Annotated in this window: 26 protein-coding genes; 2 read left to right on the top strand and 24 right to left on the bottom strand. The window is 57.4% G+C overall.

Annotation, left to right across the window (positions count from 1 at the left end; translation table 11 throughout):
- Positions 1 to 131: 131 nt before the first annotated feature.
- From rplR to rpmC, 9 genes are all read right to left on the bottom strand, one after another.
- Positions 132 to 491, bottom strand: a complete 360-nt coding sequence (gene rplR / locus AC1965_RS03430) for a 50S ribosomal protein L18 (RefSeq protein WP_483885897.1) — start codon at positions 489 to 491, stop codon at positions 132 to 134.
- A gap of 11 nt (positions 492 to 502) precedes the next feature.
- Positions 503 to 1,036, bottom strand: a complete 534-nt coding sequence (gene rplF / locus AC1965_RS03425; protein WP_483885896.1) for a 50S ribosomal protein L6 — start codon at positions 1,034 to 1,036, stop codon at positions 503 to 505.
- A 10-nt stretch (positions 1,037 to 1,046) separates the two neighbouring features.
- The gene (gene rpsH, locus AC1965_RS03420; protein WP_483885895.1) at positions 1,047 to 1,439 is read right to left on the bottom strand and encodes a 30S ribosomal protein S8; all 393 of its coding nucleotides are present in this window, start codon (positions 1,437 to 1,439) and stop codon (positions 1,047 to 1,049) included.
- 12 nt (positions 1,440 to 1,451) lie between these two features.
- Positions 1,452 to 1,757, bottom strand: coding sequence for a 30S ribosomal protein S14 (gene rpsN, locus AC1965_RS03415; RefSeq protein ID WP_483885894.1), 306 nt, complete (start codon positions 1,755 to 1,757; stop codon positions 1,452 to 1,454).
- Positions 1,758 to 1,775: 18 nt separating this feature from the next.
- Positions 1,776 to 2,339 carry a 50S ribosomal protein L5 gene (gene rplE, locus AC1965_RS03410; protein ID WP_483885893.1) on the bottom strand — a complete coding sequence of 188 codons (564 nt, stop codon included), beginning with the start codon at positions 2,337 to 2,339 and terminating at the stop codon, positions 1,776 to 1,778.
- Positions 2,332 to 2,643, bottom strand: coding sequence for a 50S ribosomal protein L24 (gene rplX, locus AC1965_RS03405; protein ID WP_483885892.1), 312 nt, complete (start codon positions 2,641 to 2,643; stop codon positions 2,332 to 2,334). The genes rplE and rplX overlap by 8 nt, the downstream gene beginning before the upstream one ends.
- Complete coding sequence (gene rplN, locus AC1965_RS03400) at positions 2,643 to 3,011, bottom strand: 50S ribosomal protein L14 (RefSeq protein WP_007118848.1); 369 nt, start codon at positions 3,009 to 3,011, stop codon at positions 2,643 to 2,645. Before rplN ends, rplX begins: the two co-directional genes overlap by 1 nt.
- Positions 3,012 to 3,077: 66 nt before the next feature.
- Positions 3,078 to 3,323, bottom strand: a complete 246-nt coding sequence (gene rpsQ / locus AC1965_RS03395) for a 30S ribosomal protein S17 (protein WP_007118847.1) — start codon at positions 3,321 to 3,323, stop codon at positions 3,078 to 3,080.
- Positions 3,324 to 3,337: 14 nt separating this feature from the next.
- Positions 3,338 to 3,541: a 50S ribosomal protein L29 gene (rpmC, locus tag AC1965_RS03390; protein ID WP_483885891.1), complete on the bottom strand. Its 204-nt coding sequence runs from the start codon at positions 3,539 to 3,541 to the stop codon at positions 3,338 to 3,340.
- Positions 3,542 to 3,873: 332 nt separating this feature from the next.
- On the opposite strand from rpmC, the gene AC1965_RS03385 reads away from it, so the two are divergent.
- Positions 3,874 to 4,494, top strand: coding sequence for a TIGR02466 family protein (locus AC1965_RS03385; RefSeq protein WP_483885890.1), 621 nt, complete (start codon positions 3,874 to 3,876; stop codon positions 4,492 to 4,494).
- Between the two features lie 171 nt (positions 4,495 to 4,665).
- Here the strand turns inward: AC1965_RS03385 and AC1965_RS03380 are convergent, their stop codons facing one another.
- A complete protein-coding gene (locus AC1965_RS03380) occupies positions 4,666 to 4,869 on the bottom strand; it encodes a hypothetical protein (protein ID WP_483885889.1) in 204 nt (67 codons plus the stop codon).
- A 161-nt stretch (positions 4,870 to 5,030) separates the two neighbouring features.
- Between AC1965_RS03380 and AC1965_RS03375 the strand changes: the two genes are divergently transcribed.
- Positions 5,031 to 5,591 (top strand): NYN domain-containing protein, encoded by a 561-nt coding sequence (locus AC1965_RS03375; RefSeq protein WP_483885888.1) that lies wholly within the window; start codon positions 5,031 to 5,033, stop codon positions 5,589 to 5,591.
- A gap of 784 nt (positions 5,592 to 6,375) precedes the next feature.
- Here AC1965_RS03375 and rplP read toward each other — a convergent pair.
- The 14 genes from rplP to rpsJ all read right to left on the bottom strand — a co-directional run bounded on the left by rplP (position 6,376) and on the right by rpsJ (position 14,838).
- The gene (gene rplP / locus AC1965_RS03370; RefSeq protein ID WP_007118841.1) at positions 6,376 to 6,789 is read right to left on the bottom strand and encodes a 50S ribosomal protein L16; all 414 of its coding nucleotides are present in this window, start codon (positions 6,787 to 6,789) and stop codon (positions 6,376 to 6,378) included.
- Positions 6,790 to 6,800: 11 nt separating this feature from the next.
- A complete protein-coding gene (gene rpsC / locus AC1965_RS03365) occupies positions 6,801 to 7,508 on the bottom strand; it encodes a 30S ribosomal protein S3 (protein ID WP_483885887.1) in 708 nt (235 codons plus the stop codon).
- Positions 7,508 to 7,888: a 50S ribosomal protein L22 gene (rplV, locus tag AC1965_RS03360; protein ID WP_483885886.1), complete on the bottom strand. Its 381-nt coding sequence runs from the start codon at positions 7,886 to 7,888 to the stop codon at positions 7,508 to 7,510. The genes rpsC and rplV overlap by 1 nt, the downstream gene beginning before the upstream one ends.
- Positions 7,889 to 7,891: 3 nt before the next feature.
- The gene (gene rpsS, locus AC1965_RS03355) at positions 7,892 to 8,170 is read right to left on the bottom strand and encodes a 30S ribosomal protein S19 (protein WP_007118838.1); all 279 of its coding nucleotides are present in this window, start codon (positions 8,168 to 8,170) and stop codon (positions 7,892 to 7,894) included.
- 3 nt (positions 8,171 to 8,173) lie between these two features.
- Entirely contained in the window at positions 8,174 to 9,016 is an 843-nt protein-coding gene (gene rplB / locus AC1965_RS03350; RefSeq protein ID WP_483885885.1) for a 50S ribosomal protein L2, read from the bottom strand.
- 364 nt (positions 9,017 to 9,380) lie between these two features.
- Entirely contained in the window at positions 9,381 to 9,728 is a 348-nt protein-coding gene (locus AC1965_RS03345; protein WP_483885884.1) for a hypothetical protein, read from the bottom strand.
- A gap of 293 nt (positions 9,729 to 10,021) precedes the next feature.
- Entirely contained in the window at positions 10,022 to 10,228 is a 207-nt protein-coding gene (locus tag AC1965_RS03340) for a cold-shock protein (protein ID WP_483885883.1), read from the bottom strand.
- Between the two features lie 277 nt (positions 10,229 to 10,505).
- A complete protein-coding gene (locus AC1965_RS03335; RefSeq protein ID WP_483885882.1) occupies positions 10,506 to 11,537 on the bottom strand; it encodes a fatty acid desaturase in 1,032 nt (343 codons plus the stop codon).
- Positions 11,538 to 11,550: 13 nt separating this feature from the next.
- Complete coding sequence (locus AC1965_RS03330) at positions 11,551 to 11,676, bottom strand: hypothetical protein (RefSeq protein ID WP_483885881.1); 126 nt, start codon at positions 11,674 to 11,676, stop codon at positions 11,551 to 11,553.
- A gap of 42 nt (positions 11,677 to 11,718) precedes the next feature.
- Complete coding sequence (locus tag AC1965_RS03325; protein ID WP_483885880.1) at positions 11,719 to 12,558, bottom strand: isocitrate lyase/PEP mutase family protein; 840 nt, start codon at positions 12,556 to 12,558, stop codon at positions 11,719 to 11,721.
- 185 nt (positions 12,559 to 12,743) lie between these two features.
- Complete coding sequence (locus tag AC1965_RS03320) at positions 12,744 to 13,040, bottom strand: 50S ribosomal protein L23 (protein WP_483885879.1); 297 nt, start codon at positions 13,038 to 13,040, stop codon at positions 12,744 to 12,746.
- Positions 13,037 to 13,654, bottom strand: a complete 618-nt coding sequence (gene rplD, locus AC1965_RS03315; RefSeq protein WP_483885878.1) for a 50S ribosomal protein L4 — start codon at positions 13,652 to 13,654, stop codon at positions 13,037 to 13,039. The genes AC1965_RS03320 and rplD overlap by 4 nt, the downstream gene beginning before the upstream one ends.
- Positions 13,651 to 14,502 (bottom strand): 50S ribosomal protein L3, encoded by an 852-nt coding sequence (gene rplC, locus AC1965_RS03310; protein WP_483885877.1) that lies wholly within the window; start codon positions 14,500 to 14,502, stop codon positions 13,651 to 13,653. Before rplC ends, rplD begins: the two co-directional genes overlap by 4 nt.
- Before the next feature lie 18 nt (positions 14,503 to 14,520).
- Positions 14,521 to 14,838, bottom strand: a complete 318-nt coding sequence (gene rpsJ, locus AC1965_RS03305; RefSeq protein WP_483885876.1) for a 30S ribosomal protein S10 — start codon at positions 14,836 to 14,838, stop codon at positions 14,521 to 14,523.
- Positions 14,839 to 15,591 lie beyond the last annotated feature (753 nt).

Here is a 15,591-nt window from a genome sequence, read left to right as displayed (position 1 = left end):
TTGTCGGCCCTTGGGCCTTGTCTTGGTCAATCCAGGTGGGCGTAGTGCCCCCGGATTATCGAGAGGGCCGGTGTGGCCCTCTTCGCAATGTCGTGATGCAGAGGGTGCGTGGTCGCCCACGCACCGCTGCATCAGATCTTCAGGCCGCCTTCGCGTGCGGCGTCGGCCAGAGCCTTCACCTTGCCGTGGAACAGAAAACCGCCACGGTCGAAATAGGCTGTTTCCACGCCGGCTTTCTTGGCACGTTCGGCAATCACGGCGCCCACTTTCGCGGCCGCTTCGATGTTGTTCTTGCCGATGAAACCCAGATCCTTCTCCAGTGTGGAGGCGGAAGCCAGTGTCACGCCATTCACATCGTCGATCAGCTGAGCCGAGATGTTCTTGGACGAGCGGTGTACCGACAGGCGCATACGGCCTGCGTTTACCTTGCGAAGTTTGTTCCGAACGCGCATGCGGCGTTTCAAAAACAGTTGTCTTTTGCTGTTTGCCATGATGTGCGTCCTTACTTCTTCTTGCCTTCTTTGCGGAAGACGAACTCACCTTTATAGCGAATGCCTTTGCCCTTGTAGGGCTCGGGCTTGCGCCATGCACGGATGTTCGCAGCGACTTGACCAACAAGCTGTTCGTCAATGCCTTCCACAATGATTTCGGTCTGCTTTGGCGCTGTTACGGTGACACCTTCTGGTGGCATGTAATCAACGTCGTGGCTCAGGCCGAGGTTCAGTTTCAGCGTGTTGCCGTTCATGGCAGCACGATAACCAACACCCTGGATTTCCAGCTCCTTCTTGAAACCCTGTGTGACACCGGTCACCAGGTTTTCAATCATGGTGCGGGACATGCCCCACTGCTGCAGCGCGCGCTTGGACTTACCACGCGGCGTGACAGTGATCACATTATCCTCGACGGTGAGGGTCACATCGTCAGTCGCCTTGAAGCTGCGGGTGCCCTTGGGGCCCTTTACTTCGATCGACTGACCGCTGACCGATGCTGACACGCCAGACGGCATGGAGACCGGTTTTTTACCAATACGAGACATGAATTTCTCCTTAGAATACGGTGCAGAGCACTTCGCCGCCAACATTGGCAGAGCGTGCAGCAGCATCCGACATCACACCCCGGGGGGTGGAGACAATCGACACGCCGAGGCCCTGACGGACCACTGGAATGTCATGTACGCCCATGTACACGCGACGACCGGGCTTGGAGACCCGCTTCAGTTCGCGAATAACAGGTTCGCCCTCGTAGTATTTCAGGCTGATTTCGATGGCCGGGTGGCCGTCTTTACCAGTCATCTTTTCGTAGCCACGGATGTAGCCTTCGTCGGCCAACACGTCCAGAACCCAAGCACGCAGCTTGGATGCAGGTGTGACAACTGTGGATTTGCCGCGCATCGAAGAGTTACGGATGCGTGTCAGCATATCTGCGATAGGATCGTTCATCTGATGCGCTCCTTACCAGCTCGACTTGACCATGCCGGGGATTTGGCCAGCAGAGCCAAGATCCCGCAGCGCGATCCGCGAAATTTTCAGTTTACGATAATAAGCGTGCGGACGGCCTGTCAGCTGGCAACGGTTGTGCAGACGCACAGCGCTGGAGTTCCGAGGCAGTTTCGCCAGCGCGAGAGAAGCGCGAAAACGCTCTTCCATCGGCTTTTCTTGGTCGCTTACAATCGCTTTCAAGTCAGCACGCTTAGTGGCGTACTTCTTGACCAGTGCTTCGCGCTTCTTTTCGCGCTCGATCATAGATTTCTTAGCCATGTCTATTCCTTCCCGCGCTTATGAATTGAAGGGCATGTTGAAAGCTTTCAACAGGGCCTTGCCTTCAGCGTCGGTTTTCGCCGTGGTGGCGATCACGATGTCCATCCCCCAGTTTTCATCAACTTTATCAAAGTCGATTTCAGGGAACACGATATGCTCTTTCAAGCCCATGGCGTAGTTGCCACGGCCGTCAAAGCTTTTGCCCGGTACGCCGCGGAAGTCGCGGATGCGGGGCATTGCAATCGTGATCAGACGATCCAGGAATTCGTACATGCGATCGCCGCGCAGGGTCACTTTCGCGCCCAGTGGCATTTCTTCGCGTACACGGAAACCAGCGATGGATTTCTTGGCGATAGTGGTCAGCGCTTTCTGGCCAGCGATTGTCGTCAGGTCTTCCTGGGCCGACTTGGCTTTCTTGCTGTCACGCACGGCTTCGGCACCACAGCCGATGTTCAGAACGATTTTATCCAGACGCGGGATCATCATGTCGTTCTTATAGCCGAATTCCTCTTTCAGGGCTGCGCGGATCTTTTCGCGGTATTCAGCCTGAAGGCGGGGTGTGTAGGTTGCGGTATCAAGCATCGATCACGTCCCCCGTGGTCTTGGCAAAGCGCACTTTTTTGTCGCCTTCGATTTTAAAGCCCACGCGGGTGGCTTTGCCATTGGCATCCACAAGCGCGAGGTTGCTCAGGTCGATCGGCATCGCCTTGGGGATGCGGCCGCCCTGAGATGTCTGTGTCTGGCGCGTGGCACGGATGGAGACGTTCAGACCATCCACAACCGCTTTGTTCGACTTGGGATCGACCGAGGTGATTGCCCCTGTCTTGCCCTTGTCCTTGCCAGCCAGCACGATGACCTTGTCACCTTTGCGAAGTTTAGCAGCCATTACAGCACCTCCGGCGCAAGCGAGATGATTTTCATGAAGTTTTTCGCGCGCAGTTCACGAACAACTGGCCCAAAGATACGGGTGCCAACTGGTTCGTTGTTGTTATTCAGAATAACGGCTGCATTGCGGTCGAAACGGATGGCTGTGCCATCGTCACGACGGACTTCTTTGGCGGTGCGAACGACGACGGCCTTACGGACGTCGCCCTTTTTCACACGACCGCGAGGGATGGCTTCCTTGACCGACACGACAATGATGTCGCCGACGGATGCGTATTTACGCTTGGAACCACCCAGGACCTTGATGCACTGAACACGGCGAGCGCCGCTGTTGTCAGCTACATCCAGGTTGGTCTGCATCTGGATCATTTGGTTTCTCCCGACCTTCTGGGGGGCGATGCGGCCCGCGTCCCAGGGTTTCGATTAACAGGTTGTTTAGGCTTCGGCAGTTTCCGAAGTCAGAACTTCCCAACGTTTGGTTTTCGACTTTGGTGCACATTCGATGATGCGAACAGAATCGCCCACTTTGAATGTGTTGTTCTCATCGTGAGCCCGGTATTTCTTGGACTTACGAATGGTTTTCTTCAGAACCGGGTGTGTAAAGCGACGCTCTACCGATACGGTTACTGTCTGGGCGTTGGCGTCCGATGTCACGGTGCCTGTCAGGATACGCTTGGGCATTTTTCAGGCTCCTCTTATTCGGCTGCCGCAGCGGCGGCTTTTTGGTTCAACACAGTGTGGACACGGGCCACATCGCGCTTAACCGACTTCAAACGTGCAGGGTTTTCCAACTGGCCGGTGGCCTGCTGAAAACGCAAGTTGAAGGATTCTTTTTTCAGGTTCACAAGTTCGTCGCGGAGCTGGTCCGGCGTCTTGTCATGCAGTTCGTTGGCTTTCACGGCCTATTCCTTTCAACATCACCAGATGGCCCCTGAAGGGTGACCATGATTCTGGTGGAGTTCATGATGAAAGGTGCCAATACGCCGGGTGCCTGCCTAACGCAACCCTTTTTGCCGATTGGATAGCAAATGCGCTAAGGGCCGCGCCTGACCTTTGGAAGGCGTCCCAACAGTTCGTCATGCGTAGGGATTGCCGCCGCCGCCACCTTGCCGTGTGTTGACACCTTGCCATGCGCCTTCCCGGGGGGAAGGTCAGGCGCGGCCCGTGTCTGCGACACGCGCCAAAGGCAATTTCACTCGCCAACCCGTCACTGTCTTAGTAAACACGCCCCATGACACATATCAAATCGCTTTTCGCCACCCGCCTCTATCACGCCGCCCTGTCGGCCCATGGCAAAGCCATTGACACCGATGAACTTGCCGCTTCCTGCTTTTCCATCGCGGAAGACGACGAAGCGGGCCAGGACTGGTGCGAAGAAAACGGCTATGCCGGCTACACCTCTTACGCTTCGCTCGACGACCTGCCCTACCGCTTTCCCATCTTCAAGGATCTGGTCAAGGTGCTGGACAAACATGTTGCAGCCTTTGCCAAGGATCTGGAGTTTGATCTCGGCGAGCGCAAGCTGGTGCTGGATTCGCTGTGGCTGAACATCCTGCCCGAGGGCGGCATCCACACCTCGCACATCCACCCGCATTCGGTGATTTCCGGCACCACCTATGTCACCATGCCCGAAGGTGCCAGCGCGATCCGGTTCGAGGACCCGCGACTGCCCATGATGATGGCCGCCCCGGGGCGCGTCAAAGACGCCCGCGAAGAACTGCGCCCGTTCATCTATGTGGAACCGGCGGTTGGTGACGTACTGCTATGGGAAAGCTGGCTGCGCCACGAGGTGCCGATGAACATGATCGAAGATGATAGGGTGTCGGTGAGTTTTAACTACAACTGGGCGTAAGGTTGGGCCAGCGCCTGCCCGCGGGTCGGCGTTCGAATGGTGGCCCTATGCCACTTTATGGTTCAATCGTGACGTGACTTAGCTGACGTGCGCAAAGTCTCACTAAATCGCCGACCCGTCCGGGCGGGCAGGCGATGGCCCGGCGCCTGCGACTTGATCCCGGGCCTGTTCCTACTTCTTCGCCGCCTTGGCCGCCTCTTCCTGCGCCTTTACCGCCGCCTTTTCTTCCTTGGTCAGCTTGTTGCCCCACTGATTGTTGCTCAGCCCCAGATCGGCTGGCATCGGCTTGGTCTTGCCCTTTTTGACAGACCCGCCGTTATCAAGGAATTGCTTGATCAGGTCGTCGTCAGTGGTGGGTTTGGGGACGTGGTTCATGGGGCGTGGCCTTTCTTGGCAGAGAGGGACTTGGCTGGTCCTTATGGTAGTTGGGTTTGACAGAGATGGCTAGAACCATGGCACTTGCCAGGCTCCACAAATTCCCTGAAACTCAACCATGAATTGAACCGCCCTATTTTTGCAAAAGACGATTTCACCAAATGACTTCCCCTCTTTTCTTGTTGCTCATCTCAGCGATGATAACTGCCGCCGGGTTCCTGCCCGGCCTGTCCGACCTGCTGCTGCTGGGCGGGCCTTGCATCATCGCCAGTGCGATCCTGCTGATAAAATCGCTACGGCGCGACAAGACCCCAAAGAATTGGATCATCATCGACGGCTCGAACGTGATGTATTGGAGGGGCGGCGAACCTGACATTTTGACAGTACGCGATGTGGTCGATTACCTGCGGGAACGTGGCTTCACTCCCGGTGTCGTTTTCGATGCGAACGCAGGCTATTTGCTTACGGGCCGTTACCAACATGACCGCGCCCTCAGCTCACAACTCGACCTGCCCCAGGACCGGGTTATGGTCGTCCCCAAGGGCAACCCGGCGGATTCCTTCATCCTAAAGGCCGCGCGTGATTATGGCGCGCGGGTCATCAGCAAAGACCGTTTTCGCGACTGGGCAGAGGCGCATCCGGAGGTGGCGGAGCCGGGGCATGTGGTGAAGGGCGGCTATCGCAAGGGGCGGTTGTGGTTGGATTTGGGGGAGGATGCGTGAGGCCATCGTAGCAATCGTAGCACTAGAGTAGGCTGGACCATCGCCTGCCCGTGGGGTGGCGATCCTGCTCGCTGATCCGTCCCACTTTATGCCCCAGCGGTGTCGTGCCTTATCAAACTTGATCCCAGCCTCGATCAATCGCCAGCCCGAACGGACGGGCAGGCGATGGTCCGGCGCGCTACGCGCTTGTTCCGGACGGGGGGGCAGGATCGGTGGGCAACAGGTACCCACCATGGCACCCGCCTAAACTGTGGGGCAAGATGCAAGGCACTCGCATTACGCTAGCGGCTTGCCTAAGGCACTTAGGGCGCGGTTCGGACACTGCTTTTGCAGAGTAAAAGCAAAAAATAGCGCAAAATCAAAGCTGCAAATTGGAAAACTAAGGTAGGAAAATTCTAAAGAAATAGGATCTTCATTTCTATTTCTTAGCTTTAAAAGTTCCACCTTTGAACCCCGTTCCTTTTCTTATGATTGAGCCGCCGGAGGAATGGGGCACTCTATCACCTGCACATGACGCCAATGCGATAGTGGGGGGGACTAGCGAGAGCAGCAACAATTCTCGTCGGGAAATTTTTATATCAGAACAATATTTGATTGTTTGAGTACTCATGTAGACAACCTTCAATTTTTCAATTCACTTATATCTCCTTCAATATCCATATCAAAGAAAAACCCCCGCTGATCACTCAGCGGGGGTTTCTATAACCCTACCGGTGGCGGAACGCGCATTTGCTTTGCAAATACGCTGCCTCCGCCGCGTCGCCCCGCATGCGGGGCGACGGGATTACCAGTCTTCGCGTACGACGACCCGTGTCTTGATCGGCAGCTTCATTGCCGCCAGACGCAGAGCTTCGCGCGCCACATCTTCGCCGACACCGTCGATCTCGAACATGATGCGGCCTGGCTTGACCTTGGCTGCCCAGAAGTCGACGGAACCTTTACCCTTACCCATACGCACTTCGACGGGCTTGGAGGTTACCGGAACATCCGGGAAAATGCGGATCCAGACACGGCCCTGACGCTTCATGTGACGCGTCATCGCGCGGCGTGCCGCTTCGATTTGACGGGCTGTTACCCGCTCCGGCTGCAGTGCCTTCAGCCCGTAGGTGCCAAAGTTCAGGTCAGACCCGCCCTTTGCCAAACCCTTGATCGAGCCTTTGAACTGCTTACGGAATTTAGTACGTTTTGGCTGTAGCATCTATCTACTCCTTAACGCCGACCGCCGGCACCGCGAGGTGCTGGGCCGTCTTGCAGTTCCTGTGCCTTACGGTCACGCGCAGCGGGGTCGTGTTCCATGATCTCGCCTTTGAAGATCCAGGTCTTGATCCCGATGATGCCATAAGCGGTCATCGCTTCGACATGTGCGTAATCGATATCGGCACGCAATGTGTGCAGAGGCACGCGACCTTCGCGGTACCATTCGGTACGCGCGATTTCCGCGCCACCCAAACGACCGGCCAGGTTCACACGAATGCCCAGGGCACCCATGCGCATGGCATTCTGCACGGCGCGCTTCATGGCACGACGGAAAGACACCCGGCGTTCCAATTGCTGAGCAATGCTTTCACCAACCAATGCCGCGTCCAGTTCCGGCTTGCGCACTTCAACGATGTTGAGGTGCAGCTCGGATTTGGTCATCTTGGCGATTTTCTGGCGCAGACCTTCGATGTCTGCCCCTTTCTTGCCGATGATGACGCCGGGACGTGCTGTGTGGATCGTAACGCGGCACTTTTTGTGCGGACGTTCGATGATCACACGGGCGATACCGGCCTGGTGGCATTCCTTCTTGATGAAGGCGCGGATTGCGAGGTCTTCAAGCAGAAGATCACCGTAATCCTTGGTGTCGGCATACCAGCGGCTGTCCCAGGTACGGTTGACCTGAAGGCGCATGCCGATCGGGTTTACTTTATTACCCATTATGCTTGCTCCTCAACTTGACGCACGACGATTGTGATTTCCGAAAACGGCTTGACGATCTTGCCAAAACGCCCACGGGCCCGAGGGCGACCGCGCTTCATGATCAGGTTTTTGCCGCAATATGCTTCGGCTACGACCAGTTCGTCCACATCAAGGTTGTGGTTGTTCTCGGCATTCGCGATGGCTGACTGAAGACATTTCTTCACATCTGCTGAGATCCGTTTTTTGCTGAAAGTGAGGTCCGTCAGGGCCTTGTCCACCTTCTTGCCACGGATCAACGCGGCGACGAGGTTCAGTTTCTGCGGCGACGTCCGCAACATGCGCAGCTTCGCACGTGCTTCGTTGTCTGCCACGCGGCGGGGATTTTTATCCTTGCTCATGGCTTATTTCCGCTTCGCTTTTTTGTCGGCGGCATGACCGTAGTAGGTCCGTGTTGGCGAATATTCACCAAACTTCTGACCAATCATGTCTTCGCTGACGTTTACAGGGATGTGCTTGTGACCGTTGTACACGCCAAACGTCAGACCCACGAACTGGGGCAGGATCGTGCTGCGGCGCGACCAGATCTTGATCACTTCGTTACGACCGCCCTCGCGGGAAGCCTCTGCCTTTTTGAGGACATAAGAGTCAACAAAAGGACCTTTCCATACTGAACGAGCCATTAATTAACGCCCCTTCTTCTTGGCGTGCCGCGAGCGGATGATCAGCTTGCTGGACGCTTTGTTCTTGTTGCGAGTCTTGGCACCCTTTGTCGGTTTGCCCCAAGGGGTAACCGGGTGACGACCACCGGACGTACGGCCTTCACCACCACCATGAGGGTGATCGATCGGGTTCATCACGACACCACGTACCGAAGGACGGATGCCCTTGTGACGCATGCGGCCCGCTTTACCGTAGTTCTGGTTCGAGTTGTCGGGGTTGGACACGGCACCAACGGTGGCCATGCATTCCTGACGCACGAGACGCAGCTCGCCGCTGCTCAGACGGATCTGAGCATAGCCACCATCACGACCAACGAACTGGGCGTAGGTGCCTGCAGCACGGGCGATCTGACCGCCTTTGCCGGGCTTCATCTCGATGTTGTGGATGATCGTACCAATAGGCATACCAGAGAAGGGCATCGCGTTGCCCGGCTTGATGTCAGCCTTTTTGCTGGCAATAACCTTGTCACCAACAGCCAAACGCTGCGGTGCCAGGATGTATGCCTGTTCGCCATCTTCGTACTGGATCAGCGCAATGAACGCGGTCCGGTTAGGGTCATATTCGATCCGGGCGACAACAGCGGACATGTCCAGCTTGTTACGCTTGAAATCAACGATCCGGTAAAGACGCTTTGCGCCCCCACCTGTGCGACGCATTGTGATCCGTCCGGTGTTGTTCCGACCACCCGATTTGGTCAAACCCTCGGTGAGGGCTTTTACGGGTCGGCCTTTCCAAAGCTCCGAACGGTCGATCAGTACCAGCCCACGCTGGCCCGGCGTCGTCGGTTTATACGACTTTAGTGCCATGTTGTCTGTCTTCCGTTTGCTTGTGCGCGTCGTCTAGTTGGTGACGCCGCGATGGTTGTAGGGCCCCGAAGGTCCCCGGATAGTGCTCCGCGTCCAAATATCACGCTTGGACCAAGAACAAAGGCAAAGCCCCGGACGAATCCGGGGCCACTGCCGATGGGGTCTGATAGGGGGGATGCAGCAGAGGGTCAAGGGATTAAGCAAAGAATGCGCGCGCGCGCCGTTTCGTCGAGAAACGCGCCTAATATGGCCGGGCAGCGCCAGACCGCGGGGTGGCGCTGCCCGGCGGGCTACGCCCTTGACTCCAGTAGGGTGGCGCGTTTTCCATCAATGCCTGCTAGGCCGACGAAGCGGACCTTGCTACCTAATCTCGACTTTTGGTTTGCAGGCCAAGACCACGCATCACTTGATCAAGCTCCGCAACGGACAGTGAAGCAGACGGAACCGCGTCTTTTTTGTCAGTGAATGGAAGCCAACCCTTGAGGGTTCTTGCCCAAGCAAATTCGCTTGGCACGCACTCTGCCGGAATTAGGTAGTCTGTGTTATAAACTCGGCTAAGTATCTCGTAAAAATCGCCAAAATCATCGCCCCAGATTCCCAAATCGGTGACAATTTCAGATCTAGGGTTAAGGTCTCCCATCAGGTTGTCATCGAGACCAAATTGCTTCAGTGCTTCGAGCATTCGATCTGGGACGTCTTCGTTGTTTTCCATGACACTCTAACCATTAATCCGTTTGCCCAAGCATAAGGTCGCTGCTCAATCATCTCAAGTTGCGAGGTCGATATGGGCTCACACCCGCCGCTCGCTGCGCCTTGTAAAAGTGGCAGCTTTCCCGCCCGGAAACTCGCGCACAGCCCGCCGGGCCATCGCCTGCCCCCGCGGACGGGGAGGCGATCTCCCTGACCCTCGAACCTTCACCACCTGACAAACAAAAAGGGCGCAGCCATCACAGCCACGCCCCTTCCAATTCATTCAAACATCAGCCCCCGCAGGGGCCAACCAGCTTATGCCAGTTTGATGTTTGTCGCGCTTTCGCGGCCATCACGGCCACCTTCGATGTCGAAGGTTACCTTCTGGTCATCGCTCAGACCTGTCAGGCCGGCTTGCTCAACAGCAGAGATGTGTACGAACACGTCTTTGCTGCCGCCATCGGGGGCGATAAAACCAAAACCTTTAGTTGTGTTGAACCATTTGACGGTGCCATTAGCCATCGTCGTACTCCTAGAAAAAGACTGCCCGCAGGATGCGGCAGATCGGCTAAGTCAGTGAAAGATCGTTATGACTGAGCCGTAAGGAGCAGAAATGCCGATAGATATAGTAACGTCGCACCGCCCTCATGCGCCTATTCGCACCATATAGCAAGCTAAATGACCGACCTGGGTGCGACCGGCGAAATAGCGCCGCGGCCCTGCGCCCGCACCGCGCAGCAAAAAGGCCCCGACGTCTCCGCGGGGCCTTTAATCTTGTGCCATCAAATGCGGGGCGCGGTCACGCCGCCTGCTTGGCCTGGGCAAAGGACAGCAGCTTCTTGGATTTTTCATCCCACAGATGCAGCCGCGCGTTCACCAGGCTTTCGCGGATCGTCATGCGGTTGCCCTCGGCCAGCACCGCATGGTCGCGCAGTACTTCGGGCAGGCGATAGAACGGGATACGGCTATAAAGGTGGTGCACATGGTGAATACCGATATTCGCGCTCATCCACTGCAACACGCGCGGCAGCACGTAATGCGATGACCCGTGATAGGCCGCGTCGTGCAGATCCCAGTCCTGGCTTTCTTCCCAATGGGTCGTCTCAAACTGGTGCTGCACGTAAAACAGCCACATCCCCGCCGTCGCAGCGAGCAGTGTTGTCGGAACAAAGATCAACAGAATCGGCATGATGCCGCCAAAGTAGAAAATCACCAACAGCGCCGCGATGATGGCCGCATTGGTGCCCATCGCGCTCACCCAATAGCGCGCCTTGGCCATCAGGCCCAGCGGCAGGCGATTCTGTAGGAAAAATAGATAGCTCGGTCCCAGACCGAACAGCACCACAGGATGCCGATACAATCGGTAGTGCAAGCGCCCCAGCGGACCCATTTCCTGATATTCCGCCACGGTCAGCGTGTGAATGTCACCGATGCCCCGCCGCCCCAGGTTGCCGGAGGAACTGTGATGAATGGAATGGGTGCGCCGCCAAACGTCATAGGGCGTCAGCGTCAGCACACCAATCACCCGGCCCACCCAATCGCTCATTGCGCGGTTGTTGAAAAAGGCCGCGTGGCCGCAATCATGCTGGATGGCGAAAAGCCGCAGCAGAAAGCCCGCGTTGCACAGCGAAATCGCCAGCGTCAGCCAACCGCTGATCGACAGCGACCACCAGGCCAGCGCCCAAAGCGCGATGAACGGCCCCAGGGTGACAGCCAGCTCAAAAGAGCTGCGCCAGACGCTGGGCTCGCGGTACTTGGATAGGACCTTGACCCAATCGCGCGCGTTGGAAACTTCGGGGGACGGCCGGAAAGACCCGGAATCTTGGAACATATGCCTGCTTTTTTTATCGTTTACTTGCCGCCTTGATAGACGAAAGCACGCGCAGAACAACGCGTAAAGCAAAGTTTGATGACAAGTTGATCAAAACACCCTGCAAAAACAGGCCGACCGACGGCGAAAGCTGGCTCATTCGCCTGTCAAACGCCGCGCATACGGACCAACTGCGACGTTTTCACCGCCTATCGTCCTTGCCCTGCCCCATCAGCGCTGCAATTTCACTGTCAGGCATCGCTTCAGCCGCGTAGGTAAATGTCCCATCGTGCAGGACCTCGTGCGCCGCGCGGCGCATGGCACCCAAGGCCGCGCGCGCAAATGACCCGCCGACGCTGATCCGCTTCACCCCCGCATCCGTCAACGCCTGGACCGAATATGTACGGCCCTGCAACCCCATCAGCACATTGACCGGCTTGCCCACTTCCCGACAGACGGTTCTGATCGCGTCAATATCGGGCAGCCCCGGGGCATAGAGTACATCCGCCCCGGCCTCAGCATAGGCTTGCAGGCGCCGTATCGTGTCGTGCAGATCAGCGCGGCCCCACAGGAAGTTTTCGGCCCGCGCCGTCAGGTAAAATGGCTTGCCCCTGGCCGCCTCTGCCGCCGCGCCGATCCGCTCAATCGCCCGATCAAGTTCATAGATGGGCGCCGCCGCATCGCCCGTCGCATCTTCGATTGACCCGCCGATCAGCCCGATGCTTGTGGCCTTGCGGACCGTTTCGGCACATGCCCCCGGCAAAGCGCCAAACCCGTCTTCCAAATCCGCAGAAACAGGCAGATTGGTCGCCGCTACGATCGCTTGCGCGTTCGCAAGAATCTCAGCTTGGCTCAACCCGGCAAATGAATCGCGCTTGCCGACGGAAAACGCATAGCCGGCGCTCGTGGTCGCCAGCGCCTCAAATCCCATCGCGGTGAGTATCCGCGCCGATCCGGCATCCCAAGGGTTGGGCATGACAAACGCCCCGTCCTGTTCGTGCAGTGCCTTGAACCGTTCAAACTTTGCCTGCTGCCGATCCATACCGCTTCCCTTCGCTGCCCGTCCATACGCGCCGAAGCCTAACACGACGCCATCACAAACCTTGACCAATATACCCTCGTTCGAGGATTTCCGCGAGCGAGGGGCGGCATATGCTGCCCTGACCACAACGAAAAAGGCCCCCGCATCGCTGCGAGGGCCTTTCGTAATTCAATCCTGTCAGGCGCTTACAGCCCGGTGGATACGTCGATTGTGTTGCCCTCTTCGAGCGTCACATAGGCCTTCTTCACGTCTTTGCGGCGGCCCATCTGGCCCCGGAAACGCTTGACCTTACCTTTGGTGATGGTCGTGTTCACGGCCTTCACCTTGACCCCAAACAGTGCCTCAACGGCCTCTTTGATCATCGGCTTGTTGCTTTCCATGGCAACTTCGAAAACAACGGCGTTGTTTTCAGAAGCCATGGTGGCTTTTTCCGTGATGATCGGCTTGCGGATCACGTCGTAGTGTTCATGCTTGGCGCTCATTTCAAACGGGCCTCCAGTGCTTCGATCCCCGCCTTGGTGATCACAAGTGTATCACGCTTGAGGATGTCATAGACGTTTGCACCCATCGTTGGCAGGATATCCAGACCTTCGATGTTGCGTGCGGCTTGGGCAAAGCTCTCGTTGACAGTTGTACCGTCGATGATCAGCGCGCGCTTCCAGCCAAGGCTGGAAATCTGCTTGGCCAGTGCGGCCGTCTTACCATCTGAGTTCAGCTCATCAATGATCACCAAGGAGCCCGACTTCATCTTGGACGACAGCGCGTGGCGCAGGCCCAATTTGCGGAACTTCTTGGTCAGCTCGTGGCCGTGGCTGCGAACAACCGGGCCCTTGTAAACACCACCACCGCGGAAGATCGGGGCAGAACGTGCGCCGTGGCGTGCGCCGCCGGTGCCTTTCTGGCGATAGATCTTCTTGGTCGAGTAGCTCACTTCGGACCGTGTCTTGACCTTGTGTGTGCCTGCCTGAGCGTTGTTACGCTGCCAGCGGACGACACGGTGCAGGATGTCTGCACGTGGCTCAAGACCAAACAGCGCTTCGTCCAGGTCTACGGACCCGGCCTTGCCGCCGTCGAGTTTGATGACATCGAGTTTCATGCGTCACCTTCTTTCTTTTCGGCTTCGGCTACGGCATCTGGCGTAGATTCAGCGCTTTCTGCGGCTTCCATTGCGGCCTGCTCGGCTGCGGCGGCTTCTGCTGCTGCGGCTTCTGCTTCGGCTGCGGCGGCTGCTGCTGCGGCTTCAGCGGCTTTCGCAGCTTCTTTCGCGGCGGACGCCAGAGCGGCTGGCACGATGGCATTCTCGGGGAACGGCTTTTTCACCGCATCCTTGACTGTCACCCAACCACCTTTGGAACCGGGAACAGCGCCTTTGACCATGATCAGACCGCGCGCGGTGTCAGTTTTGACAACCTCGAGGTTCTGCGTGGTAACACGGGCAGCGCCCATGTGACCGGCCATTTTCTTGCCTTTGAAAACCTTGCCCGGATCCTGACACTGGCCAGTGGAACCGTGCGAACGGTGGCTGATCGACACACCGTGTGTCGCCCGCAGACCGCCAAAGTTGTGGCGCTTCATCGCACCGGCAAAACCTTTACCGATGGATGTGCCTGCAACGTCAACGTACTGACCGGCAAAGTAATGGTCGGCAGTGATCTCTTCACCAACACCAATCATCGCATCCGCGTCAACGCGGAACTCTGCAACCTTGCGCTTGGGTTCCACTTTCGCCAGGGCGAAGTGGCCACGCATGGCTTGGCTTGTGCGTTTGGCCTTGGCTGTACCGGCACCCAGCTGAACAGCAACATAGCCGTCCTTCTCGATGGTACGCTGTGCAACAACCTGAAGGTTATCGAGCTGAAGAACGGTCACAGGAATCTGCTTACCGTCTTCCATGAACAGACGGGTCATGCCCATCTTTTTTGCAATAACGCCTGAGCGCAACATGATATTACCCTCCTACGCTTATGCTTGCAGCTTGATCTCGACGTCCACACCAGCGGCGAGGTCGAGCTTCATCAGCGCGTCAACGGTCTGGGGGGTCGGATCAATGATATCCAGCAGACGCTTGTGCGTGCGGATTTCAAACTGGTCACGGGATTTCTTGTCAACGTGTGGGCCACGAAGAACGGTGAATTTTTCGATCTTGTTCGGCAGCGGAATGGGGCCGCGAACGGATGCGCCTGTGCGCTTGGCGGTGCTTACGATTTCCTGGGTGGAGGCATCAAGCACCCGATAGTCAAACGCCTTCAGGCGGATGCGGATGTTCTGGCTGGCAGCCATGTGCATATCCCTTATCTTGGGATGTCAACGGATTGGAGGAAGCAGGCTCATCCGGCCCCCTCTTCGCGTCTTAGTGTATCATATGAAACGGGGCGCGATTGAACGCACCCCGGTTGATTGGGCTGCTATAGGGGGAATCGCACGGCGTGGCAAGGGCGTTTTGAAAACGCCCCGGTTTTCAAAACCAGTGCGCAGGGTCATGCCGCTTGCGGCGTGACAGCGCACCCCGTCCGCGTTCAATCCCATCCCGCCCCCCGGTTTTCAGAACCAGTGCGCAAGGTCATGCCGCTTGCGGCGTGACAGCGCACCCCGCCGCTCGTGGACGGACGACACCGAGGCCATCGCCTGCCCGTCGCACCAAAGGTGCGCCATCATATCAGCGGCACGCCTTCGGCGTGACGGGTGGCGATCCCAAACGGTGATCCGTCCCACTTTATGCCGCAACCATAGCGCACCCTATCAAACTAGACCCCCGCCTCACTATATCGCCTCCCCGCCGGACGGGCAGGCGATGGCCCGGCGCCTGCGGCTTGTTCCGGGCGGGCTGCAGTATGGACGGTGCAGGGTGTGGTGTGGGCGATGGGGGCGCGCGTAACCGCCTTCCCGTCGCACCGCAGGTGCGCATAATATGACTTGCGGGCAGGCGATGGCCCGGCGCCTGCGACTTGTCCCGGGCGGAGTGGTCATGTTGGCGGTCACGCAAAAAGGCCGCAGCGTGTGCTGCGGCCTTTTGTTTTTCATAACAGCCGAGTG

This window comes from Sulfitobacter sp. KMM 9851 (assembly GCF_057178245.1).
This window is presented reverse-complemented; position numbering and strand designations above follow the sequence as displayed.